Below are 23,028 nucleotides of genomic sequence, written 5' to 3' on the forward strand. Positions count from 1 at the left end.
GTCACAGCTGTCAGAACGAGGTGTTGGAGATGGCCAGCGAGTTGCTCTGCTGGTTGCCCACACCGGCTGCCACGTTGACACCGAGGTTGCCGCTGCCGCCATTCACCGAGCCACTCAGGGTGGCGGTGTTGGTTACAGGGTTGGCCCAGCCAGTAGGCGTCAGCACCTGGAAGGACACGGTGTTGCTCAGGTCGTACGAGCTGGACTCGCTGAAGCTCTTCGAGCCGGATTTGGCGTACTCGGAGGCATTGCTACCCGATTTTTCGTACGAAGAGTCGTAGGCCTTCTCGAACGAAGAGTCGTAAGCCTTCTCGAACGAGGAGCTGGAAGACTTCTCGTGCGACTTGTCATACGAAGCGTCGATCGAGGCGTTCAGCGACGCATCGAACGAGTCGGTGCGGCTGCGCTCGTGGCGGCCATAGTCGGTGGAGTGGGTCACACTGCCGCTTGCCGAGGCATCCAGCGAAGCGCTCAGAGAACCACTGGCCGAGGAGCTCGACTCATGGCTCCGCGAACCGCTGGCGTTCGAGCTCTTCGAGCCACTGGCGCTCCAGCTGTTGGCACCGGCGGCCTCCCAGCTCGACGAGGAGCTGCCTTCCTTGCTGTAGCTGGAGTCCTTGTTGTGGGAGGCGCTGCCACTTTTCGTGGTGGTGAAGGTGAGCGTATCGACCCGGTAGGTGCGATCGGCTTGGTTGTTCACGACCAGGCCAGGGCCGTTCTGGTCGGCGGAGGCGGTGGCGGTGGCGTTACCCAGGGGCGCATTGGAGTTGGCAATGGCCATGGTGTTTTTCTGCTGGTTCAGGTCGCCACCGGCAATGTTGATGCCCATGTTGCCGCTGCCGTTGTTGCCCGAGCCGCTCATGACGCCGGAGTTGGTGACACCGTAGTTGTTGACCTTGTTGTTGTTGCTGTACTGACGCACGTCGGCGGTGGCCGAGGCGGAGCCGAACACGAAGCTGTTGTCCAGGCTCGAGTCGGCACCGGCATTGGCGATGGCGGCGGCGTTGTCCTGCTGGTTGCCGGCGCCGGCTGCCACGTTGACACCGACGTTGCCGCTGGTGCCGGAAGCCGAGCTGCTCATTTCGGCTTCGTTCACGGTGCCTTCATTGTTGATGAGGTTGTTGGTGCTGCTTTGCTTGTCCCAGGCATTGGCGGTTGCATACACCGGGATCTTGGTAGGAGGAGGGGTGTGATGACCGTTGTTGTGGCCGTGGCCATTATTGTGTCCATGGCCACGCGGATCATTCTGCCCAGCTTGTACAGCCACAGCCATGATCGCAGCAATTGCGAAAACCAGAGGCTTGAGTGCCATCGAGGGTTTCATGGTGGTTCTCCGTACTTTATTTTAGGTTAAGTGTTGTTGTTACCTGTTTGGGTCAATCCGCGACCCGGATGCTCAGGGTGTTGGCCGTTCGGTTTCCCACCCCTGCACTCTGATTCAACTGCACCACGCCACGGCTACCGGTGAATGCCTGGTCGCTGGTGCTGACCTGGCGATGGCCGGGAGTCTGGGCAGTTGGATCCGAGCTGTTGACCAGCGCCACGTTCTGTTGCAGAAGGACGCTGTCGTCGATGCTTTGCGGTTGGGCACTGACGCTGATGCGCAGTGCGTTGGCTTGCTGGTTGCTGGCGCCGGCGCTCTGGTTGACACCGAGGATGCCATTGCCGTGACTGAACGCCGTGCCCTGAATGCTGGACTGCGCATCCAGCGCAGGGTCGACGTGAGTGCGCAGGCGCTGACGGATCTGTGTGCTGGCGTTGGCATCGTGGCCAATGGCGATGGCCCGTGCATTGACCTGCTGTTGCTGGTCGCCGGCCGCCTGGTTGACGCCCAGGTTGCCTTGGTATTGCGCGCCGGAACTGTCGATAGTGGCGGTGTTGGTCACGGGGGATTGGGCGAAGGCCGAAGCACTGCACAGCGTGGCCAGAATCAGCAGCGAATGCCTCATGTCATTGGCCTCCGCCGAGCACTTTCAGCGCGCCCAGGCCTTGCTGGACGTTCGAATTGACCATGTTGGCGATACCGTTGCCGCCCGAGCCCGAGCCACGTCCGCCGGCGATGTTGGGCAACTGGGTCTGGTTGCCGATGTTGGCGCCGATGGTATTGGTCTGCTGGGTGATCAGCGAGTTGATCCCTGCACCGCTGGTGATGCCGGCGAAGTCGCCATCGCTCAGCTCACTGGTCTGCCTGAGAATGTGCGCGGACGGGTTAGTGTTGACGGTGACTGGATTCGGGTCGGGGATCATGGGCGCGCGGATCGCACTGCGGGTCTGCACCTCGCGAGTGATGACGACGATGCCGTTGTCTGCCTGGGCGGGCAGGCTGAAGCTGGATCCCAAAGCGCAGCCAAGCAGCAGGAGGTGACAGATCTTGCCTTTTTCTGGTTTCCCCACGATGGCAATTCCTTCTTCGGCGTTTGGGCCAGGGGCCGCGTTGCCAGAAGAAGAGCAGAAGCTGTGCCGGTTTTGGTTATTGCTTAAGAATCAGGATCTTGGGTGGGAAGTGCTGGTGCGTCAGAGAATTGTTGTATCAGGGCTGAGACAGATCTCGGGTGAGGAGAGGGTCAAACCCTGCAATACTGGGCTTCGAGGGGAATTCGCCGCAGGTGTATCAACGGTGTGACACTGCCCCCGAAACGGTGGGATTACGCGCAAATCCGGGGGCTATGGCCGTTCGATGTGTATCAGCGGCTTAACATTCAGTGGGGAAAACCGGTGCTTTTCCGTCAAGCAAGCGTTGCACCGAGCTCAGCACCTTGGCGCTACGTTGCGGCCAGTCACCGTCGATGACCTGTAGATTCTGCCGGTGACCTTGCAACCAGGCCAGGCTGTCGTCGAAAAACGCCTGGCGTTCTTCCAGTCGTGGTTGGCAGCGTTGTCCATCACCGACCCATTCGACGCCTTCGGGGCGTAGCAGCAGGTGCAGGTCGTAGTGGCGCGTCTTCAGTGCCTCCTCGATCCAGGCCGGGCAGTCGCCAAACAGTGCCCGGCTCCAGAGGATGTTGCTGAGCAGGTGAGTATCGAGAATCAGCAGTTCCGGCGCTTGCTCTCGGCCCTGGTCTTCCCAAGCCAGCTGACCGCGGGCGATGGCGGGGATGTCGGCGTAGCAGGTGTCACGTTGCTCACAGTCCATGAAGTGGCGGACATATTCCCCCACCAGCACGCCGCCGAAATGCGCCTGGATCTCGCCGCTCAGCCAGCTCTTGCCGCTGGACTCCGGGCCGCACAGCACCAGGACCTTCATGCCGCCGCCAGCGCCGGATCGCGGCGCCACTCCAGCCAGCCGCGCACGGCGATCAGGGTGAACAGGGCATAGAGCGCGGCGGTGAGGTACAGGCCCTTGTACAGGAACAGGCCAACGAAGATCACGTCCACCACCACCCACAACGCCCAGCATTGCAGACGCTTCTGCGCCATCCACAGCTGCGCCACCAGGCTGAAACCTGTGAGGGCGGCGTCCAGCCAGGGCTGGGCGGCGTCGGTCCAGTGCGCCATGCCCGCGCCCAGCAGCAGGCTGGCCAGCAGGCCGGCCGCCAGGCCTTTGAGCATTGGCGCGGGTGCCAGGCGGGTCACCTGGCGGGCGTCCTCGATGCGGTCCGGCCGGGTCCACTGCCACCAGCCGTACAGCTGCAGCACCGCGTAGACCAGTTGCAGGAGCATGTCCGAGTACAGTTTCACCTCGTAGAAGATCCAGCTGTACAGCACCACCATCACCAGGCCGATCGGCCAGCACCAGGGGTTCTGCTTGACGGTGAGCCAGACGGCGATGACGCCGAGCGCGGCGGCGAAGAGTTCGAGGCCGGACATCGGCGATCCTTGGGCGGGGAAAGGCGGGATGCTAACCGCTTCGAGCGGGACGCTTCAAGCAGCGGGCGGACGTATCAGCCCGCCGCTTGCCGCCGCTAGACCCTGAACTGGCGCAACAGTTGCTCCAGCTCTTCGCTCAGCCGCGCCAGGGCCACCCCGGCGTCGCTGGACTGGCGCGCCGCCTCGGCGGTCTGCTGCGATAGGTCGGCTGTTTCGGTGACGTTGCGGTTGATTTCCTCGACCACATGGGACTGCTGCAGGGTGGCGCTGGCGATCGAGGCGTTGAGCGCGCCCAGGTTGCCCAGCGCCTGGCTGATGGCATCCAGGCTGCTGCCGGCCTCGCGGGCCTGCTCAACGGTCTGGCGCGAAGCTTCGCTGCTGGTGTCGATGGCTCGTACCGCGGCCTCCGACTGCCCTTGCAGATGCTCGATCATGGTCTGGATCTCGGCGGTCGACTGGGCGGTGCGCTGGGCCAGCAGGCGCACCTCGTCGGCGACCACGGCGAAACCACGGCCCTGTTCACCGGCGCGAGCGGCCTCGATGGCGGCGTTGAGCGCCAGCAGGTTGGTCTGTTCGGCGATCGAGCGGATCACCTCGAGAACACCTCCGATCTTCGTACTGTGGCTGGCCAGTTCGCGGATTACCTGCACCGCCTGCTCGATGGTCGCCGAGAGTCGGTCGATCTGCTGCAGGCTGCCGTGGATCGCCTGCTGGCCGTGGCCGACCTGGGTCTGGGCGTTGCGCATCTCGCTGGAGGCCTGTTCGGCGTGCTTGGCCACGTCGTGCACAGCGTAGGAAACCTCGTTGATGGCGGTGGCCACCTGGTCCATTTGCAGCGATTGCTGGGTGCTGCGGGCCTGGGCCGCGCCTGCGTTGTCGCCGACATGGCCGGCCGACTCGGCCAGGGCATGGGCGGCGCCCTGCAACTGGCCGATTACGCCCTGCAACTTGCCGTTGAAGCGGTTGAAGTGCTCGCCCAGGTGAGTGATTTCATCACGCCCATGGGTGTCCAGGCGTCGGGTCAGGTCGCTTTCGCCGCTGGCGATGTTGCCCATGGCCTGCACGGCTTCCTGCAGCGGACGGGCGATGCTGCGGGCGATCAGCATCACCAGCAGGGCCATCAGCAGGGCAATGCCCAGGCCCAACAGCGAGGCGTCACGCAGCTGGCGGGCGAACTCGGCCTGCACGTCGTCGATGTACACCCCCGAGCCGATGATCCAGCCCCAGGGCTTGAACAACTGGATATAGGACGTTTTCTCCACCGGTTCGCTGGCGCCCGGTTTGGGCCAGCGATAGTCGACCGGCCCCGCGCCCTGGCTGCGGGCCAGGGCGACCATTTCGTTGAACACGGCAAAGCCATCCGGGTCGCGGATGGCCGAGAGGTCCTGGCCATCGAGCTTGGGGTTGGCCGGGTGCATGATCATCTTCGGTTGCAGGTCGTTGATCCAGAAATAGTCGTTCTGGTCGTAGCGCAGGCCGCGCACCACTTGCAGGGCTTGTTGCTGCGCGGCTTCGCGGGTGAGCGTGCCGGCGGCCTCCAGGCCCTGGTAATACGTCAGGATGCCGGCGGCGGTCTGCACCACGTGGCGGGTCTTTTCGGCCTTGGCCTGGTACAGGTCGCCGTGGAGCTGGCGCAGCATCAGCAGGCCCAGCACCAGCAGCATGGCCACGGCCACCAGCAGGATCAGCCACAGGCGGCGGCTGATCGACATCGACCTCAGGGTCTTCATGATGCGTTACTCCAGTCTTTGTTCTTTTTATCCAGGGCATCCAAGCATGCTTTGCCGCCAGCCCCCACTCGACCAACGGCTAATGAGTCTTTCTTGACATCCCGTGTAGCAGCTAACGCAAGCCTTGAAACACAGGCTCTGCTAGGATTTCGGCCGCGTCAGATGAAACCTTTAGGCAACCGCGTTTTTCAGCTGGCCTTGGCAGCTACAGTCACTGTAAAAAGCACGCGCCGCGTGCGGCATCATTGAGTCAATCAAAACAAGCGGCCTGCCATGCGCAGCGTCGCACTTGGGGGAAGGATGGATTTTTGGAGTGCCTTGCAGGCAATCATCTTGGGCGTGGTCGAGGGGCTGACGGAGTTCCTGCCCATTTCGAGCACCGGGCACCAGATCATCGTTGCCGACGTGATCGGCTTTGGCGGCGAACGCGCCATGGCGTTCAACATCATCATTCAGCTGGGGGCCATCCTGGCGGTGGTGTGGGAGTTCCGGCGCAAGATCCTCGACGTGGTACTGGGCCTGCCCACGCAGGGGCCGGCGCGGCGCTTCACCGCCAACCTGCTGATCGCGTTCTTCCCGGCGGTGGTGTTGGGCGTGCTGTTCGCCGACCTGATCCACGAGTACCTGTTCAACCCCGTTACCGTCGCCGCCGCGCTGGTGGTGGGCGGGGTGATCATGCTGTGGGCCGAGCGTCGCCAGCACCGCGTGGAGGTCGACCATGTCGACGAGATGCGCTGGAGCCATGCGCTGAAGATCGGTTTCGTCCAGTGCCTGGCAATGATCCCCGGCACCTCTCGGTCGGGCTCGACCATTATCGGTGGCCTGTTGTTCGGCCTGTCGCGCAAGGCAGCCACCGAGTTCTCGTTCTTCCTGGCGATGCCCACCATGGTCGGTGCGGCAGTGTATTCGGGGTACAAGTACCGTGAGTTGTTCCAGCCGGGTGACTTGCCGGTGTTCGCGCTCGGTTTCGTGGTGTCGTTCATTTTCGCCATGATCGCTGTGCGCGGGCTGCTCAAGTTCATCGCCAACCACAGCTATGCGGTGTTTGCCTGGTACCGGATCGCCTTCGGCCTGCTGATCCTGGCGACCTGGGAATTCGGCTGGGTCGACTGGTCGACGGCGCACGGCTGACATGGCGCGCAGGCAGAGCGTGCCCACGGGCGAGGCGGGCATACGGCATTTACGCCTGAAAGTGCTGATGCTGGTGGGGCTATGCCTGTTGCCGGTGTTCGGCGGTGTGCAGATGGGCCTGGGCGGCCGAACATGGCTGCCCTTGGCAATGTACCTGGCGGCGAGCCTGGTCAGCCTGTTGTTGTACTGGCAGGACAAACAGCAAGCCCGCAGCCAGGCTTGGCGTACCCCCGAGAAGGTGCTGCACGCCAGTGAGCTGCTGGGCGGCTGGCCGGGCGCGCTGGTGGCGCAGCAGCTGTTTCGGCACAAGACCCGGAAGGTCTCCTACCAGGTGGTGTTCTGGGGGATCGTCCTGCTGCACCAGGTGTTCTGGGTCGACTACCTATTCCTGGCGGGGCGTTGGAGCAAGGTCGTGATATGAGGGATTTTCCGATCAATCACACTGTCGCTGCATCCGTTCGATCAGATCCCACAACCGCGGATCATCATACGTCTCGATCACCAGGCTAGCCCCAGCCTCCATCAGCCGTTCGGCAGGCTGGGTGGTCGCCAGCCCCACGGTGAAGATTCCGGCATCGACGGCGGCCTTGACCCCCGGCAGCGAATCCTCGAACGCCAGCGCCTGCCCGGCCTTGGCTCCCAGGCGCTGCAGCCCGGTGAGGTAGGGCAGGGGATCGGGCTTGGGGCGGGCCAGTTCGTCCGCTACCAGCACATGCTCGAAACGTGCGCCCAGGCTCATGGCCCCGAGCATGTGTTCGGCGTTCAGGCGCGGCGCGTTGGTCACCACGCACATGCCGATTCCCTGTCGTTCGGCGTGGTCCAGCAGGCGCAGCAGGCCGGGCATCGGCGCCAGTGTCGGTGACAGCTCACGGAACAGTGCTTCCTTGCGCTCGGCCAAGGCCTGGCGGCTGGCGGCATCGGCCTTTGGGAACAGTTCGGCGAACAACAGGCCGTTGGCGCGGCCGCTGACCTGAGTGTTGAACTGCTCCTGCGTCAGCTCGCGACCGTCATGGTCGAACAGCAGCTTGCGGAAGGCTTGCAGGTGCAAGGTGTCGGTATCGGTGAGGGTCCCATCGAGGTCGAACAGCAGGGCGGTCAGCATTGGGCATCCTGAGGCTGGAGAAACCATTCAGCATCATAAGGGATCAGGGTTGGAAAATGTACTTGGCGGGCAGTGCGGGGGTAAGTCAAGGTGCCAGCCGTTTTACCGTGTGCGTTAGTATGGCCTGCCAGGCATTCCTAGCACGGAGCACCCAACGCCATGCCTTTTGTCACCACCCGCAAGATCCTGTTCGGCGACTGCGACCCCGCCGGGATCGTCTATACACCGCGTATCTCCTATTTCGTCATCGAGGCGGTCCACGAGTTTCTCTCCCACTGCCTGGACGGCGAAGGCCTGCGCAGGTTGTTCGCCATGGGCGTGATGCCGCCGGCGCGGGCCCTGTCCATCGAGTTCCTGGCCCCCATGGCTTGGGATGATCTGATCAGCGTGCAGGTCAGCAGTGGCGAGCCGGGTACCACTTCGTTCAGTTTTGCCGTCGAGGCGCGCGGCGCCGGTGGCGAAGTCTGCTTTCGCGCCAGCATGACCCAGGTGTGCGTCTGCCCTGAGAGCAAGCAGCCGGTTGCAGTGCCCGAGGCATTACGCCAGGCATTGTGCAAGCACATGGACTAGCGGAGCACCGCGACGAATAGTTTTCCAATAAAAGAACAAACGTTTCAGCATCAATTGAATATAAAGTCCGAACGTGACCGGTTATTCAGTTGGCGTTTTTAGAGTAATTAAGGTGTTGGCCTCTGGTTGCTCCCGGTGAAAGCTGTTAGTTTCGCCACCGCTGAGAGGCAAACAAGCAGGCCTGCAATGCGCCGCTTGCAGCCAACCGATTAATCAACGGTTGGTTGAACAGGGAACGATAATAAAAAATCCTAGGGAGGGATAACCGGATGAACCTTTACATCCGCCTGTTGCTGGCTGTTCTGCGTGGTTTCTTCAAGCCGCCCATGGCCCTGACCGACACGCTGCACCGCACGTTGCGGGTCTGGCCGAACGATATCGACATCAACAAGCACATGAACAATGGCCGTTACATGACCATCGCCGATTTGTTCATGCTGGAACTTTGTCTGCGCGCGAAAATCCTCATTCCAGCCTTCAAGTTGGGCTGGAAGCCGATGCTCGGCGGCAACTTGGTCGTCTACAAGAAGCAACTTTCAATGTTCGAGAAGTACACAGCTGAATTCAGCATCTGCTGCCTCGACGAGAACTGGACTTACTTCCAGTACAGCTTCTTCAACAGCGCAGGCGACGTGGTCGTGACTGGCTACTCCAAAGGCGCCTGGGTTGGCCGCAAGGGCCTGGTCGCCAACGCGGTGATCGCCGAGAAGCTCAAGGTGCAGCCCACCACCGCGGCGATGCCCGAAGCCGTGAGGAAATGGCTGGAAGCTGAAGCCCACGTCCTCGGCAAGGCCTGAGCCAGGCCGCATTGCGGCCCTCTTGCCAGCCACCTGATACCTGCAACGCCTGTCCATTGCTCCACCGTCCCCGGCCTCTGGCCCGGGCGTGCGCGGCAGGCTTTGCCGTGCCCGGCGTTCACGCCGCACATCGATCCATGAACGAGTAGGGAAACCCCTCATGCCGAACACATTGCTGTTGATGCTGGCCTTCTTCGCCGCCTTCCTGCTGGTCGCCGAGCTGTTCAGGCGCTACCGCCTGGTGGGCCTGACCTTCTTCGTGCTGTCGCTGCCGGCGCTGCTGGTGCCCAACGCCAACCTGTTCATGCGCATCAAGACCATCAGCGTGCTGCTGCCCATGTGTTTCCTGGCCTATGCCCGCTACAAGCCAAGGATCGAAGGCTTCATCTACAAGCTGATCTACCTGGTGATCGTGCTGAACATCATCGAGGCCTCTGTGATCGACTGGCAGACCGGCAACATCCTCAACATCGCCGCCGCCGTGGGGCTGATCGTCTGCCTGCCGTACTCGCGCAAGCATTGGGAGGTTTCCGGGCGACACAGTGATTTCGTGGTGCATGTCCCGGCCTACTGGCCCTACCTCTACACCACCTGGAACCTGTGTTTCCTGTACTCGGCGCGGATCACCACCTTCGGCTACGCCCTGCCGCTGTTGCTGGCGCCGGTGGCCTACGCCTTGCTGCTGCGCCGCTCGGACCTGTACTTCCAGGCCCGTGCCTACACCTTCGGTTTCTACCTGTTCGTGCGCACGCTGGCCGGCGACACACCCCTGATGAACCTGCCGGCCTTCGACCTGACGGGCTGGTACAGCCCTGACGCGGCGCTCGCCTGGAGCATCGTCAACGTGATTTTTACAGGCGCCTGCCTGTACAGCTACGGCGCAAGCCGCAACAAGAACAAAGCGATCGAACAAGGAGTTTGAAGCATGCTGGAAGTCATCCTGCTGGCGTTTTTCATCACCGTCAGCCCCGTGATCATACTGATGAGCAAGACCCGCGCCGAGCCGTTGAAGCATGTGTACGTGGGCCTGTACTACGTGAAGTTCGTACCGCTGCTGCTGGCGTTGTACGCGGTCAATCTCGGCACCAGCTTCCTGGCCTGGAAGTGGGTTCAGCTGAAATGGCTGCTGCCTCGTTACTTCGGCTATCGCCACTACAACCGCGATTCCATCTCGATGGAAAGCACGCCGATCCCGGGCACCGACTACCACATGGGCTACATCCCCAAGAAGCTGCCCGCCGAGCTGGTCTACCGCTGGAGAAAGGACAAGGTCTACCACAACTACATCCAGTCGATCATCAAGGCCAACCGCGACTACTACAAGGTACCGCTGGGTCAGTTCCCACAGCCGACGGCCATCTCGGACGAGGACCTGCGGGTGTTCCTGATGTCGTCGCAGATCACCCACTACCTGCAGACGGTCGATGGCGTGTCGACCTTCGACATGCGTGACTTCACTCGGGAGATCCGCCTGTCCAGCTCGGTGTTCGACGTGGCCAGCATCGCCATCGCCGAGGATTTTGCCGCCGACAGCATGCGCATCACCCTGCGCGACGGCTTCAGCGTCGGCCCGGGCGAGCCGGACTGGGACCTGGCCAAGGTGTACTTCATGTCCAACACCATGGTGTTCTTCATCCTTGGCGCGCACCTGCACCACCATCTGTTCTTCGCCGAAATGGGCGCGGCGTTCCTGTTCAACCTGGTGCCCAAGGATTGCAACTTCCATAAACTGATGGACCCGCACACCGCCTATATCCTGATGCTCAATCACCAGTTCAAGGAGTCGCCGCTGTCGCTGCGCGAAACCACCGGCATCGCCGACAAGTTCCTCTATAGCTGCATCGGCTACTACTCGGCGCAGACCTTCTACAAGGTCGGTTATGAAAACGCCCTGAACATGTACAACAAGCGCGAGACCGAAGACCAGGCGCTGACCCAGAAATTCGAGATCAGGTTCGCCATCCCGTTCGACCAGTACCTCAATGGCCAGCACGCGCTCAATGCCCAGTACCGCGACTACTACGCGGCGGTGCTGAAGTTCGTCTCGGCCAGCTACGACGACCTGCTGCGTGACGGCTCCGAGCCCTACATCAACAACTGGGTTGCCGAGCTGTGCCGTTACGTCAACCTGCCGTGCCAGTCCGGCGACAGGGACTTCAACATCGAAGTGATCGCCACCTATATCTGGTACGTGTCGTTCGTCCACTCCCTGGAGCACTACCAGTTCCACAAGTACAAGATGAACTACTGCCTGCTGACCCGGGTGCCGTTCTCGGTTGCCAGGCACCTGCCGCGGGACCAGGTGTTCAGCCAGTACGACATCTGGAAGTCAAAGCACATCGTGCACACCTTCGGCAAGAACCACCTCAATGCCGGCGTATCGGAAAGCTATGCCGACCTGGACTACAAGTTCCGCGACCTGGCGCTGATCGACAGGCAGGAGCAGTTGAAGAAGGACGTGCTGGGGCTGCTGGAAAAACACCAGACGCCGAGCGAGGCGATCGCCCTGTCCATTCGCTACTGAGGCAGGGTGGGGAGGGCCGGCGACGAAGGGAGCTGTTCAGTGTTATGAAAAAAGAGTACAAATGTGCTCCATGGACACTTTATCCCCCAAACGCCGCGCCATCCTCGCGTTCATCCGCGAGCGCATCACTGATCAAGGTCAGCCACCGTCGCTGGCCGATATCGCCGAGCGCTTCGGTTTCGCCTCGCGCAGCGTGGCGCGCAAGCACATCACCGCCCTGAGCCAGGCCGGGTTCATCGACGTCACGCCCAACCAGGCGCGTGGCATCCGCCTGGCCGAGCCCCTGCGCCGGCCCGAGATCCTCGAGGTGCCGGTGCTTGGCCAGGTCGCCGCCGGTGCGCCGATCGGCCCCGACCTCGACATCCACGAGCAACTCCTGCTCGACCCCAGCCTGTTCCGGCGCACCCCCGACTACCTGCTCAAGGTGCGTGGCGACTCGATGGTCGACGACGGCATCTTCGACGGTGACCTGGTCGGCATTCGCCAGCAGGGCGAGGCCCGTGACGGGCAGATCGTGGTCGCCCGGCTCGACGGCGAAGTCACCATCAAGCGCCTGCAGCGCACCCGTGATGGCTATCGCCTGCTGCCCCGCAACCCGGCCTATGCCCCCATCGACGTGACCCCAGGGCACGAATTCTTCATCGAAGGCGTGTTCTGCGGCCTGCTGAGGCGTGACTGATGGGCGCCGTGGTCGACCTCGACCGTTTGCTCGACCAGCGCCAGGTATGGCGCGGGCGGCAGGCCCAGGCACGTCCGCAGGGCCTGCAGCCCACCGGGCATGCCGGCCTCGACCAGCGCCTGCCGGAAGGCGGCTGGCCGGCGGCGGCGCTGAGCGAACTGCTGCTGGCCAGCCCCGGTTGCGGCGAACTGCAGCTGCTCTGGCCGACGCTAGCCCGGCTGACGGGCGAGGGGCAGCGGGTGGTGCTGGTGGCGCCGCCGTTCATCCCCTATGCGCCGGCCTGGCAGGCCGCCGGGGTGGACCTGCGCTGGCTGGTACAGGTCGACGCCGAGGCGATCGATGCCTTGTGGGCCGCCGAGCAGTGCCTGCGCTCGGGCAGTTGCGCCGCCGTGCTGTGCTGGCCAGAGCGTGCCGACGACCGTGCCCTGCGGCGCCTGCAGGTGGCTGCGGAGACCGGCGATGCGCTGGCGTTCGCCTGTCGCCCGCACCAGGCCGCGCTGAACCCTTCGCCCGCCGCCCTGCGCATTGCCCTCGACCTGCGTCCGGCGCAGTGGCGCGTGCTCAAGTGCCGGGGCGGCCTGGCGCCGGTCACGCCCATCGCCTGCCCGGGGCGGGAGTAATGCGCCATGCTCTGGGCCTGCATCCTGTTGCCACAGCTGGCGCTGGACACCGTCCTGCGCGAACGCGACGACCCCGAGGCGCCGCTGGTGCTGCTGGGCGGTCCGCCCCAGCGCCGTGTGCTGCGGGCGGTCAACCCGGCGGCCAGTGAGCTGGGGCTGCGCGCAGGGCAGACGCTGACCGCCGCCCGCGCCCTGGCCGACGGTTTCACCTGCGTCGAGGTCGAGCCGGCGCGTATCGAGCAGTTGCAGCAGTTGCTGGCGGCCTGGGCCTACCGTTTCAGCGCCCAAGTCAGTCTTTACTATCCCCGTGCGTTGCTGCTGGAGGTGGGCTCGAGCCTGCAACTGTTCGGCCCCTGGCCGCTGTTCGAGGCGCGCTTGCGCCAGGAACTGGCGGCGCTGGGGCTGCGCCAGCGCATTGTCGTGGCCAGCAACCCGGTGGCGGCGAGGATGCTCGCCAACGGCCATGACGGCCTGGCGCTGACCTGCCCGCAGGCGACCCGCGCCGCCTTGCTGGAGATGCCCGTCAACCGTGTCGGCCTGCCGGTCGACGCAGTCGAGGCCTTCGCCCGCATGGGGCTGCACCGGCTCGAGCAGGTGCTGGCGCTGCCGCGCGATGCCTTGGCCAGGCGCTTCAGCGCCCAGGTGCAACTGCACCTGGACCAGTTGCTCGGCCTGCGCAACCTGGGGCTGGACTTCTACCAGCCGCCCGATCGTTTCGAGGCGCGGCTGGAACTGAACTTCGATGTCGAGTCGCATCAGGCGCTGCTGTTCCCCTTGCGTCGCCTCATCAGTGACCTGGCGGCCTTCCTCGCCGGGCGCGACTGCGGCGTGCAGCGTTTCGAGTTGCACCTGGAGCACGCCCAAGGCGCGGACACCGTGCTCAAGGTCGGCCTGCTGGCCGCCGAGCGCGACGCTTCGCTGCTGTTCGAGCTGGCCCGTGGCCGCTTGGAGCCGCTGCGTATCCCGGCGCCGGTGCGCAACCTGCGCCTGCTGGCCGCCGACCTGCCGCCCTTCGTGCCTCAACGCCAGGCGCTGTTCGACCCGCGCGCACAGCAGGTCCAGCCCTGGGAGCAGTTGCGTGAACGGCTGCGGGCGCGGCTCGGTGACGAGGCGGTCAGGGGGCTGCGCGCCGAAGCCGACCATCGCCCCGAGCGCGCCTGGCAAGGCGTGGATCAGGGCGCCGAAGGCCAACGGGTGATGGCCCCTGGTCGTCGTCCCGGTTGGCTGCTGCCCACGCCCCAGCTCTTGAGCGAGGCCGGCCTGCAACTGCTGGGGGCCGCCGAACGCATCGAGTCCGGTTGGTGGGACGGTGGCGACGTGCGCCGTGACTACTACCGCATCGAGACCCGCGATGGCCTGTGCGGCTGGGCCTTCCGCGACCTGGCGGCCCCGGGGCCACTGTGGTTGCAGGGCTGGTTCGCATGAACGGTCCGGCGTATGCGGAACTGCACTGTCTGTCGAACTTCAGTTTCCAGCGCGGTGCTTCCAGTGCCGACGAACTGTTTCGCCGCGCTCGCGAGCAGGGCTACCAGGCCCTGGCGATCACCGACGAATGCACGCTGGCGGGGATTGTCCGGGCCTGGCAGGCGGCGAAGCAGCATCAGTTGAAGCTGATCGTCGGCAGCGAGGTGCGGGTGCACCAGGGGCCGAAGCTGGTGCTGCTGGTGGAAGACCTTGTCGGTTACCAGAATCTCTGCGCGCTGATCACCCGCGCCCGGCGGCGCTCGGAGAAGGGCAGCTACCAGTTGCTCGTCGAGGACCTCGAGGCCCATCACCAGGGCTTGCTGGCGCTGTGGGTGGCTGAGCCCGACGACGGCGACGCGGCCTGGTTGCGGCCGCTGTTCGGCGAGCGCCTGTGGCTGGCGGTGCACCTGCATCGCGGGGCCGACGACACCCGGCGTCTGGCACAGCTGCGCGCGCTTGGGACTCGGCTGGAGATCCCGCTGGTGGCCTGCGGCGATGTGCACATGCATGTGCGCGGGCGGCGTGCGCTGCAGGACTGCATGACCGCCATCCGCGAACAGTGCGCGGTCGCCGAGGCGGGACGTTTCCTGTTCGCCAACGGCGAGCGTCACCTGCGCTCGCTCGACCAGTTGCGCGAACTGTACCCGGACGATCTGCTCGCGCCGACCCTGCGGATTGCCGGGCGCTGCACCTTCGACCTGTCCCAGCTGAACTACCAGTATCCACGGGAACTGGTGCCCGCAGGGCAGACCCCGGCCAGCTGGTTGCGCGAACTGTGCCGGCGCGGCCTGCCCGAACGCTGGCCCCAGGGCCCGAGCGACAAGGTGCGCACGGTGCTGGAACGGGAGCTGGCATTGATCGAGGAGCTGGGCTACGAGAGTTACTTCCTGACTGTCCACGACATCGTCGCCTTCGCCCGCCGCCAGCGTATCCTCTGCCAGGGGCGCGGTTCGGCGGCCAACTCGGTGGTGTGTTTCGTGCTCGGCATCACCGAGCTCGACCCCATGGAGCACCGCCTTTTGTTCGAGCGCTTCCTCTCCCGCGAGCGCAACGAGCCGCCGGACATCGACGTGGACTTCGAGCATGATCGCCGCGAAGAGGTGATCCAGTACGTGTTCCGCCGTTACGGCCGACACCGGGCGGCACTCACTGCGGTGGTCAGCAGCTACCATGCCGCCGGCGCGGTGCGCGATGTGGCCCGGGTGCTTGGCCTGCCAGCTGACCAGGTGGATGCCCTGGCCAAGTGCTGCGGACGCTGGAGCGATCGCATTCCCGATGCCGGGCGCCTGGCCGAGGCCGGCTTTGATGCGCACAGTCCCTCGCTGCGGCGCATCCTGGTGCTGGCGGGGGAACTGATCGGCTTTCCCCGGCACCTGTCGCAGCATCCCGGTGGTTTCGTCATCTCCGAGCAGCCGCTGGACCGGTTGGTGCCGGTGGAGAACGCGGCAATGGCCGAGCGCACGGTGATCCAGTGGGACAAGGATGACCTGGACATGGTCGGCCTGCTCAAGGTCGATGTGCTGGCGCTGGGCATGCTCAGCGCGCTGCGCCGCTGCTTCGACCTGATCACCCGGCACCGGGGACGCGAGTACACGCTGGCGACCCTGCCCAAGGAGGACCCGGCCACCTACGCCATGATCGGCCGCGCCGAGACCATGGGTGTGTTCCAGATCGAGTCGCGGGCACAAATGGCCATGCTGCCCCGGCTCAAGCCGGTGAAGTTCTACGACCTGGTGATCGAGGTGGCCATCGTCCGTCCCGGGCCGATCCAGGGCGACATGGTCCACCCGTACCTGCGGCGCCGGCTCAAGCAGGAGCCGGTCACCTATCCATCGGAAAAACTCCAGGCCGTCTTCGAGCGCACTCTGGGGGTGCCGTTGTTCCAGGAGCAGGTGATGGAGCTGGCCATGGTCGCCGCCGACTACAGCCCGGGCGAGGCCGACCAGCTGCGCCGCAGCATGGCCGCCTGGAAGCGCCATGGCGGGCTGGAGCCGCACCGCGAGCGGCTGATCGCGGGCATGCTGCGCAATGGCTACGAACTGGCCTTTGCCGAGCGCATCTTCGAGCAGATCAAGGGCTTTGGCAGCTACGGTTTCCCCGAGTCCCACGCCGCCAGTTTCGCCCTGCTGTGCTATGCCAGCAGTTGGCTCAAGTGCCATGAGCCGGCGATCTTCACCTGCGCACTGGTCAACAGCTGGCCGATGGGCTTCTACAGTCCCGACCAGTTGTTGCAGGAGGCCCGCCGCCAAGGGATCGAGGTGCGCCCGGTGGATGTGTTCCACAGCGACTGGGACTGCACCCTGGAGGCCGTGGGCGAGGGGGCGTTGGCCATCCGCCTGGGGTTGCGCCAGATCCGTGGCTTTGGTGAAGGCGATGCCTGCCGCCTGGCACAGGCGCGGGCACAGCGCCCGTGGCGCGACGTCGAGGACCTGTGCCTGCGCGCCGGGCTCGATGCTCGTGCCCGTGCGCGCCTGGCGGATGCCGGGGCGTTGCGCGGGCTGGTCGGTGACCGTCACCAGGCACGTTGGCAGGTGGCGGCGGTGCAATCGCAGTTGCCGTTGTTCGCCGGGCTCGAGCCGGTGTCCGAGCAGGCGGTGGCGTTGCCGGTGCCGAGTGTCGCCGAGGACCTGGCCGCTGACTACGGCACCCTGGGCACCACCCTCGGGCCGCATCCTTTGACCCTGCTGCGTTCACGCTTGCGGGCACTGGGCTGTCGCAGCTCGACGGAGCTGGCGGGGGTCGAGCATGGCGACACTGTCGCCGTGGCCGGCATCGTGGTCGGGCGCCAGCGCCCGCAGACCGCCAGCGGTGTGACCTTCGTCACCCTCGAGGATGAGCACGGGATGGTCAATGTGGTGGTCTGGCGCGACCTGGCCGAGCGCCAGCGGCGGGCACTGGTGGGTTCGAAGTTGCTCAAGGTGAGCGGGCGCCTGGAGCAGGAGAGCGGGGTACGGCACCTGATCGCCCGGCGTCTCGAGGACATCAGCCCCCTGTTGCAGGGGCTGGATGTGCGCAGCCGGGACTTCCACTAGTCATTGGCACTTGGCTTGAAGGTGGCACGGTCGGTGTGGGAGCCGGCTTGCCTACGATAGGGCCGCGGCGCGGCCCCTCGTGCAGGCAACTCAGACCATCGCCAGGCGCTGCTTGCGTGTCGGAGCGGGGAATGCCTGCTCGATGTCTTGCAGGTCTTCTTCGGCAAGCACCAGGTCGGCCGCCGCCGCATTCAGGCGCACATGCTCTGGATTGACCGCCTTGGGAATCGCGATTACCCCTTCACCCCGCGTCACCCAGGCCAGGCTCACCTGGGCCGGCGTAGCACCGTGGCGCTCAGCGACCTGCGTCATCACCGGATGGCGCAGCAGGCGCCCGGCCTGGGCCAGCGGGCAGTAGGCCATGGTCGGCAAGCCCTGCTGGCGGCTCCACGGCAGCAGGTCGAACTCGATGCCGCGCTCGGCTGGGTTGTACAGCACCTGGTTGGTGGCGCAGGCGGAGTTGTCGAGCTCGCGCAGGTCGTCAAGGTCGAAGTTGGACACGCCCCAGCGACGGATCTTGCCTTGCTCGACCAGGCGCTCGAACGCTTCGACGGTCTCCTCCAGCGGATACTGGCCGCGCCAGTGCAGCAGGTACAGGTCGATGCAGTCGGTGCCCAGGCGCCGGAGGCTGCGCTCGCAGGCGGCCGGCACAGCGCGTCGGCTGGCATTGTGCGGGTAGACCTTGCTGACCAGGAACACCTGGTCGCGACGCCCGGCGATGGCCTGGCCGACCACCTGCTCGGCGCCGCCCTCGGCGTACATTTCAGCAGTGTCGATCAGGCCCAGGCCCAGCTCGATACCCTGTTGCAGCGCCGCCACCTCGGCGGCCCTGCGGGCCGGGTCTTCGCCCATGTACCAGGTACCCTGGCCGATGGCCGGAACGCGGGAACCCGCCAGATTCACGTAACGCATGTCACCTCCTGTGGATGGGTATGGGTCAGCAGCACATCGAGCAGCGCCTCGGCGGCCTTGGACAGTTTGTGATCGCCCAGGGCGATCACGCCGATGCGCCGCTCCACGGTCGGTTGGACCAACGGCACGCAACGGGCGCCGAGCTCCTGCATCTGCCCGATGCACAGCGCCGGTACCGCGCTGACGCCCAGGCCGCTGGCGACCATGCGACCGATGGTCGACAGTTGGTGGCTTTCGAAGGCCACCGCCAGCTTGCCATGGTTGGCGGCCAGGTGCTGCTCAAGCAGCAGGCGCACCGCCGAAGGCCGTTGCAGGGCGATGAAATCCTCGGCCAGCAGCTCCTGCCAACGCACCTGAGGCTGGTGGGCAAGGGGCGAGTCGGCCGGTACCACGGCGACGAAGCGGTCCATGTACAGCGGGTGAAAGCGCAGCGCCTCGCTGCTTTCAGGCTCGAAGCCGATGCCCAGTTCGACGCGACGGTGGCGTACCAGTTCCAGCACCTGCTCGTTGATCACGTCGTGCACGGTGACGTTGACCTTGGGGTAGCGCTGGCGGAACACCTTCAGCGACTGCGGCAGCAGGTTGCCGGCGAAGGCCGGCATGGCCGCCACCGAGACCCGCCCCAGCTGCAGGGTAAAACGCTGTCGCAGCATCTCCTCGGTGTCGTCCCAGTCGGCCAGCAGGCGCCGGGCCAGGGGCAGCAGCACCTCGCCCTCGGGAGTCAGGCTGACGCTGCGGGTGGTGCGGGTGAGCAGGGCGCCGCCCAGGTTGTCCTCCAAGGCCTTGATGGTCAGGCTCAGGGCCGGTTGCGAGACGTGCAGATGCTCGCCGGCCTGGGCGAAGCTCTGGTACTTGGCCACGGTGACGAAGGCGCGCAGCTGCTTGACGTTCATGAGGAGTGGCCTTTTGTTTTGTAAAAATTATCAATCGATGACGAAAACAAAATTAACAAATCAGTCGACTACAGTGAAGATGACCGTACGGTTCCAACAACTACAAAAGGCGAATGAGCATGGCCGGACTGGACAAGCGTGTAGCAACTTATGAAGAGGCCCTGGCGGGCCTGACCGACGACATGACCGTGCTGGCCGGCGGCTTTGGCCTGTGCGGCATCCCCGAGAACCTCATCGCCGAGATCAAGCGCCGCGGCGTCAAGGGCCTGACCGTGGTGTCCAACAACTGCGGCGTCGACGGCTTCGGCCTGGGCGTGCTGCTCGAGGACCGGCAGATCCGCAAGATGATCGCCTCCTACGTCGGCGAGAACGCCGAGTTCGAACGCCAGCTGCTCAGCGGCGAACTGGAAGTGGAACTCACCCCGCAAGGCACCCTGGCCGAGAAGATGCGTGCCGGCGGCGCCGGCATCCCGGCCTTCTTCACCGCCACCGGTTACGGCACCCCGGTTGCCGAAGGCAAGGAAGTACGCGAGTTCAACGGCCGCAAATACATCCTCGAAGAATCCATCACCGGCGACTTCGCCATTGTCAAAGGCTGGAAGGCTGACCACTACGGCAACGTGGTGTACCGCAACACCGCGCAGAACTTCAACCCGCTGGCCGCCACCGCCGGCAAGATCACCGTGGTCGAGGTCGAAGAGATCGTCGAGCCCGGCGTGCTGCTGCCCAGCGAGATCCACACCCCGGGCATCTATGTCGACCGGGTCATCGTCGGCACCTTCGAGAAGCGCATCGAAAAGCGCACCGTCAAGGCCTGAGCGCCGTCCTCAAGAACAACAAAGAGATCCTGACCATGGCATTGACCCGCGAACAAATGGCGCAACGCGTCGCCCGTGAACTGAAGGACGGCTACTACGTCAACCTCGGCATCGGCATCCCCACCCTGGTGGCCAACTACGTGCCCGACGGCATGGAAGTGATGCTGCAGTCGGAGAACGGCCTGCTGGGCATGGGCGAGTTCCCCACCGAAGCCACGATCGACGCCGACATGATCAACGCCGGCAAGCAGACGGTCACCGCCCGCCGTGGTGCGTCGATCTTCGATTCGGCGCAATCCTTCGCCATGATCCGTGGCGGCCATGTCGACCTCACCGTGCTCGGCGCCTTCGAGGTGGACGTGGAGGGCAACATCGCCTCGTGGATGATCCCCGGCAAGCTGGTCAAGGGCATGGGCGGCGCCATGGATCTGGTGGCCGGTGCCGACAACATCATCGTCACCATGACCCACGCCTCCAAGGACGGCGAGTCCAAGCTGCTGCCCAAGTGCAGCCTGCCGCTGACCGGCGCCGGCTGCATCCGCAAGGTGCTGACCGACCTGGCCTACCTTGAGATCGAAAACGGCGCCTTCATCCTGCGCGAGACCGCCCCGGGCGTGAGCATCGAGGAAATCATCGAGAAGACCGCCGGCAAGCTGATCGTGCCGGACGATGTGCAGGAAATGACTTTCTAAGCAGCACCGTTGCAAGCGCCCCATCGCGGGGCAAGCCCGCTCCCACGAAGGACCACGCATCCCTCGTGGGAGCGGGCTTGCCCCGCGATGGGGCGACGCCGTTTCATTCCTATAAAAATCAGAAAAAGGAAAACATCGTGGCCGCTGATATCCAAGACAGCCGCTCCGCCCGCTTTGCCCTGCGCTGCTCCAACTGGGCCGAACGCTGGTTCCCCGACTCCTGGGTGTTCGCCGCCCTGGCGGTGATGCTGGTGTCCCTCGGCGCCCTGGCCATGGGCGGCAAGCCCACCGACACCGCCAAGGCCTTCGGTGACGGCTTCTGGAGCCTGATTCCGTTCACCATGCAGATGGCCTTCGTGGTCATCGGCGGTTATGTGGTGGCCAGCTCGCCACCCGCTGCCCGGTTGATCGACCGCCTGGCGCGCCTGCCGAAGAACGGCCGCTCGGCGGTATGTTGGGTGGCGCTGATCTCGATGCTCGCCTCCTTGCTCAACTGGGGCCTGTCGCTGGTGTTCGGCGGCCTGCTGGTACGCGCCCTGGCCCGTCGCAGCGACCTGAAGATGGACTACCGCGCCGCCGGTGCCGCCGCCTACCTGGGCCTGGGCGCGGTGTGGGCGCTGGGCCTGTCGTCGTCGGCCGCGCAGCTGCAGGCCAACCCGGCCAGCCTGCCGCCATCGATCCTGTCGATCACCGGGGTGATCCCGTTCACCGAGACCATCTTCCTCTGGCAGTCCGGGGTGATGCTTGCCGCGCTGGTGGTCGTCTCGCTGGTCGTGGCCTATGCCACCGCGCCCGGGCCGAACAGCGCCCGCAGCGCCCAGGACTGCGGCGTCGACCCGAGCTTCAGCGCGCCGCCTTCGCCACAGCGCACCCGCCCGGGCGAGTGGCTGGAATACAGCCCGATCCTGATCCTGCTGCTGGTTGCCCTGGCCGCCGGCTGGCTGTACCAGGAGTTCGCCACCAAGCCTGCGATCACCGCGATTTCCGGGTTGAACACCTACAACCTGCTGTTCATCATGCTCGGCGCCTTGTTGCACTGGCGTCCGCGCAGCTTCCTCGACGCGGTGACGCGTGCCGTGCCGACCACCACCGGGGTGTTGATCCAGTTCCCGCTGTATGGCTCGATCGCCGCCATCCTCACCCAGGTCAAGGGCGCGGACGCCCAGACCCTGGCGCACCATATCTCGGTGTTCTTCACCCAGATCGCCACCCATGACACCTATGCGCTGCTGATGGGCGTGTACTCGGCGGTGCTCGGTTTCTTCATTCCGTCCGGCGGCGGCAAATGGATCATCGAGGCGCCCTACGTGATGCTGGTGGCCAACGACCTGCAGTACCACCTGGGCTGGGCGGTGCAGATCTACAACGCCGCCGAGGCGCTGCCGAACCTGATCAACCCGTTCTACATGCTGCCGCTGCTGGGGGTGCTGGGGCTAAAGGCGCGCGACCTGATCGGCTTCTCGTTCGTGCAGTTGCTGGTGCATGTGCCGCTGGTGCTGGTGTTGCTGTGGGCGCTGGGCACGACCTTGCAGTATGTGCCGCCGGTGATGCCGTAAGGCCCAAGTCGTGGAGCTGCACGGCAGCTCCACATCGTTCACGGCGACAGGGCAAAAATTTTTCTCTGTAGCGCAATAGCTCTATCTCAATGGTTTCATTCAACACGGAGAGCGGTGTTACAAAAAACCGGATGATGGCAAATTGACGCCAATATGATGGCAAAATAGTATGCCCGCCACTTTGCACTGTTCACCAGGGATTGGTCATGGCGGGACGTCTAGTTTCAGGGCGCAAAACGGCCCTCTGTGCGCTTGTCAGCCTGCTGTGCTGCCCTGCGGCCTGGGCCGTTTCACCCGGCGACCAGGACCTGATCCGCGACCGCCAGGACCGTCTGCTCGAAGAGCAGCAGCGCCGCCTCGAAGAGCTGCGCAACCTGCCCGGCAAGGCCGCCGAACCCGGTGAAGCGCAACCGGCGACCGACAGCCGCTGCTTCACCATCCACACCATCGAACTCAAGGGCGCCGACAGCCTGTCCGCCGCCGACCGCGACAGCCTGCTCAAGCCCTTTATCGACCAGTGCCTGGGCGTCACCCAGCTCAACGCCTTGCTCAAGGCCATCACCGACCATTACCTGGGCCGCGGCCTGGTCACCAGCCGTGCCTACCTGCCGCAGCAGGACCTGTCCTCGGGTCATCTGCAGGTACTGGTGGTGGAAGGGCGCTTGGAAGGGCTGCGCCCGGACCCGGCCAGCGGCCTGAGC

At 64.8% G+C, this 23,028-nt stretch carries 23 protein-coding genes and 1 pseudogene; 14 read left to right on the forward strand and 10 right to left on the reverse strand.

Annotated elements, in window-relative coordinates; translation table 11 throughout:
- Window positions 1-10 precede the first annotated feature (10 nt).
- The 7 genes and pseudogenes from AC25MA_RS22970 to AC25MA_RS23000 form a co-directional block, all read right to left on the reverse strand.
- On the reverse strand, window positions 11-1,324 hold the full coding sequence (locus tag AC25MA_RS22970; protein ID WP_486972404.1) for a heme utilization protein: 1,314 nt from the start codon (window positions 1,322-1,324) through the stop codon (window positions 11-13).
- Window positions 1,325-1,376: 52 nt separating this feature from the next.
- Window positions 1,377-1,949: a hypothetical protein gene (locus AC25MA_RS22975; RefSeq protein ID WP_062360313.1), complete on the reverse strand. Its 573-nt coding sequence runs from the start codon at window positions 1,947-1,949 to the stop codon at window positions 1,377-1,379.
- A gap of 1 nt (window position 1,950) precedes the next feature.
- On the reverse strand, window positions 1,951-2,394 hold the full coding sequence (locus AC25MA_RS22980) for a hypothetical protein (protein WP_186595817.1): 444 nt from the start codon (window positions 2,392-2,394) through the stop codon (window positions 1,951-1,953).
- Window positions 2,395-2,692: 298 nt separating this feature from the next.
- Window positions 2,693-3,244, reverse strand: coding sequence for an AAA family ATPase (locus tag AC25MA_RS22985; RefSeq protein WP_486972405.1), 552 nt, complete (start codon window positions 3,242-3,244; stop codon window positions 2,693-2,695).
- Window positions 3,241-3,807, reverse strand: coding sequence for a nicotinamide riboside transporter PnuC (gene pnuC, locus AC25MA_RS22990; protein WP_028691553.1), 567 nt, complete (start codon window positions 3,805-3,807; stop codon window positions 3,241-3,243). Before pnuC ends, AC25MA_RS22985 begins: the two co-directional genes overlap by 4 nt.
- Window positions 3,808-3,902: 95 nt before the next feature.
- Window positions 3,903-4,637, reverse strand: a complete 735-nt coding sequence (locus tag AC25MA_RS22995; RefSeq protein ID WP_371877800.1) for a methyl-accepting chemotaxis protein — start codon at window positions 4,635-4,637, stop codon at window positions 3,903-3,905.
- A 138-nt stretch (window positions 4,638-4,775) separates the two neighbouring features.
- Window positions 4,776-5,537, reverse strand: a pseudogene (locus AC25MA_RS23000) (cache domain-containing protein); the annotation flags it as partial.
- 300 nt (window positions 5,538-5,837) lie between these two features.
- Between AC25MA_RS23000 and AC25MA_RS23005 the strand changes: the two are divergent.
- Window positions 5,838-6,668 (forward strand): undecaprenyl-diphosphate phosphatase, encoded by an 831-nt coding sequence (locus AC25MA_RS23005; protein WP_028691551.1) that lies wholly within the window; start codon window positions 5,838-5,840, stop codon window positions 6,666-6,668.
- A 1-nt stretch (window position 6,669) separates the two neighbouring features.
- Window positions 6,670-7,089, forward strand: a complete 420-nt coding sequence (locus tag AC25MA_RS23010; protein WP_236247986.1) for a DUF1294 domain-containing protein — start codon at window positions 6,670-6,672, stop codon at window positions 7,087-7,089.
- A gap of 12 nt (window positions 7,090-7,101) precedes the next feature.
- Here the strand turns inward: AC25MA_RS23010 and AC25MA_RS23015 are convergent, their stop codons facing one another.
- Window positions 7,102-7,770 (reverse strand): HAD family hydrolase, encoded by a 669-nt coding sequence (locus AC25MA_RS23015; protein ID WP_280063911.1) that lies wholly within the window; start codon window positions 7,768-7,770, stop codon window positions 7,102-7,104.
- Between the two features lie 159 nt (window positions 7,771-7,929).
- On the opposite strand from AC25MA_RS23015, the gene AC25MA_RS23020 reads away from it, so the two are divergent.
- The 8 genes from AC25MA_RS23020 (at window position 7,930) to AC25MA_RS23055 (ending at window position 17,456) form a co-directional block, all read left to right on the forward strand.
- Window positions 7,930-8,340: an acyl-CoA thioesterase gene (locus AC25MA_RS23020; RefSeq protein ID WP_486972406.1), complete on the forward strand. Its 411-nt coding sequence runs from the start codon at window positions 7,930-7,932 to the stop codon at window positions 8,338-8,340.
- A 326-nt stretch (window positions 8,341-8,666) separates the two neighbouring features.
- Window positions 8,667-9,137: a thioesterase family protein gene (locus AC25MA_RS23025; protein WP_213882972.1), complete on the forward strand. Its 471-nt coding sequence runs from the start codon at window positions 8,667-8,669 to the stop codon at window positions 9,135-9,137.
- 160 nt (window positions 9,138-9,297) lie between these two features.
- Complete coding sequence (locus AC25MA_RS23030) at window positions 9,298-10,059, forward strand: hypothetical protein (RefSeq protein ID WP_280063910.1); 762 nt, start codon at window positions 9,298-9,300, stop codon at window positions 10,057-10,059.
- Window positions 10,060-10,062: 3 nt separating this feature from the next.
- A complete protein-coding gene (locus tag AC25MA_RS23035; protein WP_213882974.1) occupies window positions 10,063-11,661 on the forward strand; it encodes a hypothetical protein in 1,599 nt (532 codons plus the stop codon).
- A gap of 70 nt (window positions 11,662-11,731) precedes the next feature.
- A complete protein-coding gene (lexA, locus tag AC25MA_RS23040; RefSeq protein ID WP_081791599.1) occupies window positions 11,732-12,340 on the forward strand; it encodes a transcriptional repressor LexA in 609 nt (202 codons plus the stop codon).
- A complete protein-coding gene (gene imuA / locus AC25MA_RS23045) occupies window positions 12,340-12,960 on the forward strand; it encodes a translesion DNA synthesis-associated protein ImuA (protein ID WP_028691544.1) in 621 nt (206 codons plus the stop codon). The genes lexA and imuA overlap by 1 nt, the downstream gene beginning before the upstream one ends.
- 6 nt (window positions 12,961-12,966) lie before the next feature.
- Window positions 12,967-14,385 (forward strand): Y-family DNA polymerase, encoded by a 1,419-nt coding sequence (locus AC25MA_RS23050; protein ID WP_088853038.1) that lies wholly within the window; start codon window positions 12,967-12,969, stop codon window positions 14,383-14,385.
- Complete coding sequence (locus AC25MA_RS23055) at window positions 14,382-17,456, forward strand: error-prone DNA polymerase (RefSeq protein WP_028691542.1); 3,075 nt, start codon at window positions 14,382-14,384, stop codon at window positions 17,454-17,456. Before AC25MA_RS23050 ends, AC25MA_RS23055 begins: the two co-directional genes overlap by 4 nt.
- A gap of 90 nt (window positions 17,457-17,546) precedes the next feature.
- Here the strand turns inward: AC25MA_RS23055 and AC25MA_RS23060 are convergent, their stop codons facing one another.
- Together AC25MA_RS23060 and AC25MA_RS23065 are read right to left on the reverse strand one after the other, a co-directional pair.
- On the reverse strand, window positions 17,547-18,368 hold the full coding sequence (locus AC25MA_RS23060; protein WP_069016619.1) for an aldo/keto reductase: 822 nt from the start codon (window positions 18,366-18,368) through the stop codon (window positions 17,547-17,549).
- Window positions 18,356-19,261, reverse strand: a complete 906-nt coding sequence (locus AC25MA_RS23065; protein WP_197865896.1) for a LysR family transcriptional regulator — start codon at window positions 19,259-19,261, stop codon at window positions 18,356-18,358. Before AC25MA_RS23065 ends, AC25MA_RS23060 begins: the two co-directional genes overlap by 13 nt.
- A 119-nt stretch (window positions 19,262-19,380) precedes the next feature.
- On the opposite strand from AC25MA_RS23065, the gene AC25MA_RS23070 reads away from it, so the two are divergent.
- From AC25MA_RS23070 to AC25MA_RS23085, 4 genes are all read left to right on the forward strand, one after another.
- Complete coding sequence (locus AC25MA_RS23070; protein ID WP_023632552.1) at window positions 19,381-20,079, forward strand: CoA transferase subunit A; 699 nt, start codon at window positions 19,381-19,383, stop codon at window positions 20,077-20,079.
- 35 nt (window positions 20,080-20,114) lie between these two features.
- The gene (locus AC25MA_RS23075) at window positions 20,115-20,771 is read left to right on the forward strand and encodes a CoA transferase subunit B (RefSeq protein ID WP_028691538.1); all 657 of its coding nucleotides are present in this window, start codon (window positions 20,115-20,117) and stop codon (window positions 20,769-20,771) included.
- 137 nt (window positions 20,772-20,908) lie between these two features.
- A complete protein-coding gene (locus AC25MA_RS23080; protein ID WP_062360297.1) occupies window positions 20,909-22,327 on the forward strand; it encodes a short-chain fatty acid transporter in 1,419 nt (472 codons plus the stop codon).
- A gap of 206 nt (window positions 22,328-22,533) precedes the next feature.
- The coding region (locus AC25MA_RS23085; protein WP_486972407.1) for a POTRA domain-containing protein at window positions 22,534-23,028 on the forward strand (495 nt) is incomplete at its 3' end.

Source organism: Pseudomonas sp. P65(2024) (assembly GCF_057480955.1).

Bases quoted from the DNA above. Each gene is read 5' to 3' on its own strand.
- AC25MA_RS22970 (WP_486972404.1), bottom strand. From the start codon at position 1,324: ATGAAACCCTCGATGGCACTCAAGCCTCTGGTTTTCGCAATTGCTGCG.
- AC25MA_RS22975 (WP_062360313.1), bottom strand. From the start codon at position 1,949: ATGAGGCATTCGCTGCTGATTCTGGCCACGCTGTGCAGTGCTTCGGCC.
- AC25MA_RS22985 (WP_486972405.1), bottom strand. From the start codon at position 3,244: ATGAAGGTCCTGGTGCTGTGCGGCCCGGAGTCCAGCGGCAAGAGCTGG.
- pnuC (WP_028691553.1), bottom strand. From the start codon at position 3,807: ATGTCCGGCCTCGAACTCTTCGCCGCCGCGCTCGGCGTCATCGCCGTC.
- AC25MA_RS22995 (WP_371877800.1), bottom strand. From the start codon at position 4,637: ATGGACCAGGTGGCCACCGCCATCAACGAGGTTTCCTACGCTGTGCAC.
- AC25MA_RS23005 (WP_028691551.1), top strand. From the start codon at position 5,838: ATGGATTTTTGGAGTGCCTTGCAGGCAATCATCTTGGGCGTGGTCGAG.
- AC25MA_RS23010 (WP_236247986.1), top strand. From the start codon at position 6,670: ATGGCGCGCAGGCAGAGCGTGCCCACGGGCGAGGCGGGCATACGGCAT.
- AC25MA_RS23015 (WP_280063911.1), bottom strand. From the start codon at position 7,770: ATGCTGACCGCCCTGCTGTTCGACCTCGATGGGACCCTCACCGATACC.
- AC25MA_RS23020 (WP_486972406.1), top strand. From the start codon at position 7,930: ATGCCTTTTGTCACCACCCGCAAGATCCTGTTCGGCGACTGCGACCCC.
- AC25MA_RS23025 (WP_213882972.1), top strand. From the start codon at position 8,667: ATGGCCCTGACCGACACGCTGCACCGCACGTTGCGGGTCTGGCCGAAC.
- AC25MA_RS23030 (WP_280063910.1), top strand. From the start codon at position 9,298: ATGCCGAACACATTGCTGTTGATGCTGGCCTTCTTCGCCGCCTTCCTG.
- AC25MA_RS23035 (WP_213882974.1), top strand. From the start codon at position 10,063: ATGCTGGAAGTCATCCTGCTGGCGTTTTTCATCACCGTCAGCCCCGTG.
- lexA (WP_081791599.1), top strand. From the start codon at position 11,732: ATGGACACTTTATCCCCCAAACGCCGCGCCATCCTCGCGTTCATCCGC.
- imuA (WP_028691544.1), top strand. From the start codon at position 12,340: ATGGGCGCCGTGGTCGACCTCGACCGTTTGCTCGACCAGCGCCAGGTA.
- AC25MA_RS23050 (WP_088853038.1), top strand. From the start codon at position 12,967: ATGCTCTGGGCCTGCATCCTGTTGCCACAGCTGGCGCTGGACACCGTC.
- AC25MA_RS23055 (WP_028691542.1), top strand. From the start codon at position 14,382: ATGAACGGTCCGGCGTATGCGGAACTGCACTGTCTGTCGAACTTCAGT.
- AC25MA_RS23060 (WP_069016619.1), bottom strand. From the start codon at position 18,368: ATGCGTTACGTGAATCTGGCGGGTTCCCGCGTTCCGGCCATCGGCCAG.
- AC25MA_RS23065 (WP_197865896.1), bottom strand. From the start codon at position 19,261: ATGAACGTCAAGCAGCTGCGCGCCTTCGTCACCGTGGCCAAGTACCAG.
- AC25MA_RS23070 (WP_023632552.1), top strand. From the start codon at position 19,381: ATGGCCGGACTGGACAAGCGTGTAGCAACTTATGAAGAGGCCCTGGCG.
- AC25MA_RS23075 (WP_028691538.1), top strand. From the start codon at position 20,115: ATGGCATTGACCCGCGAACAAATGGCGCAACGCGTCGCCCGTGAACTG.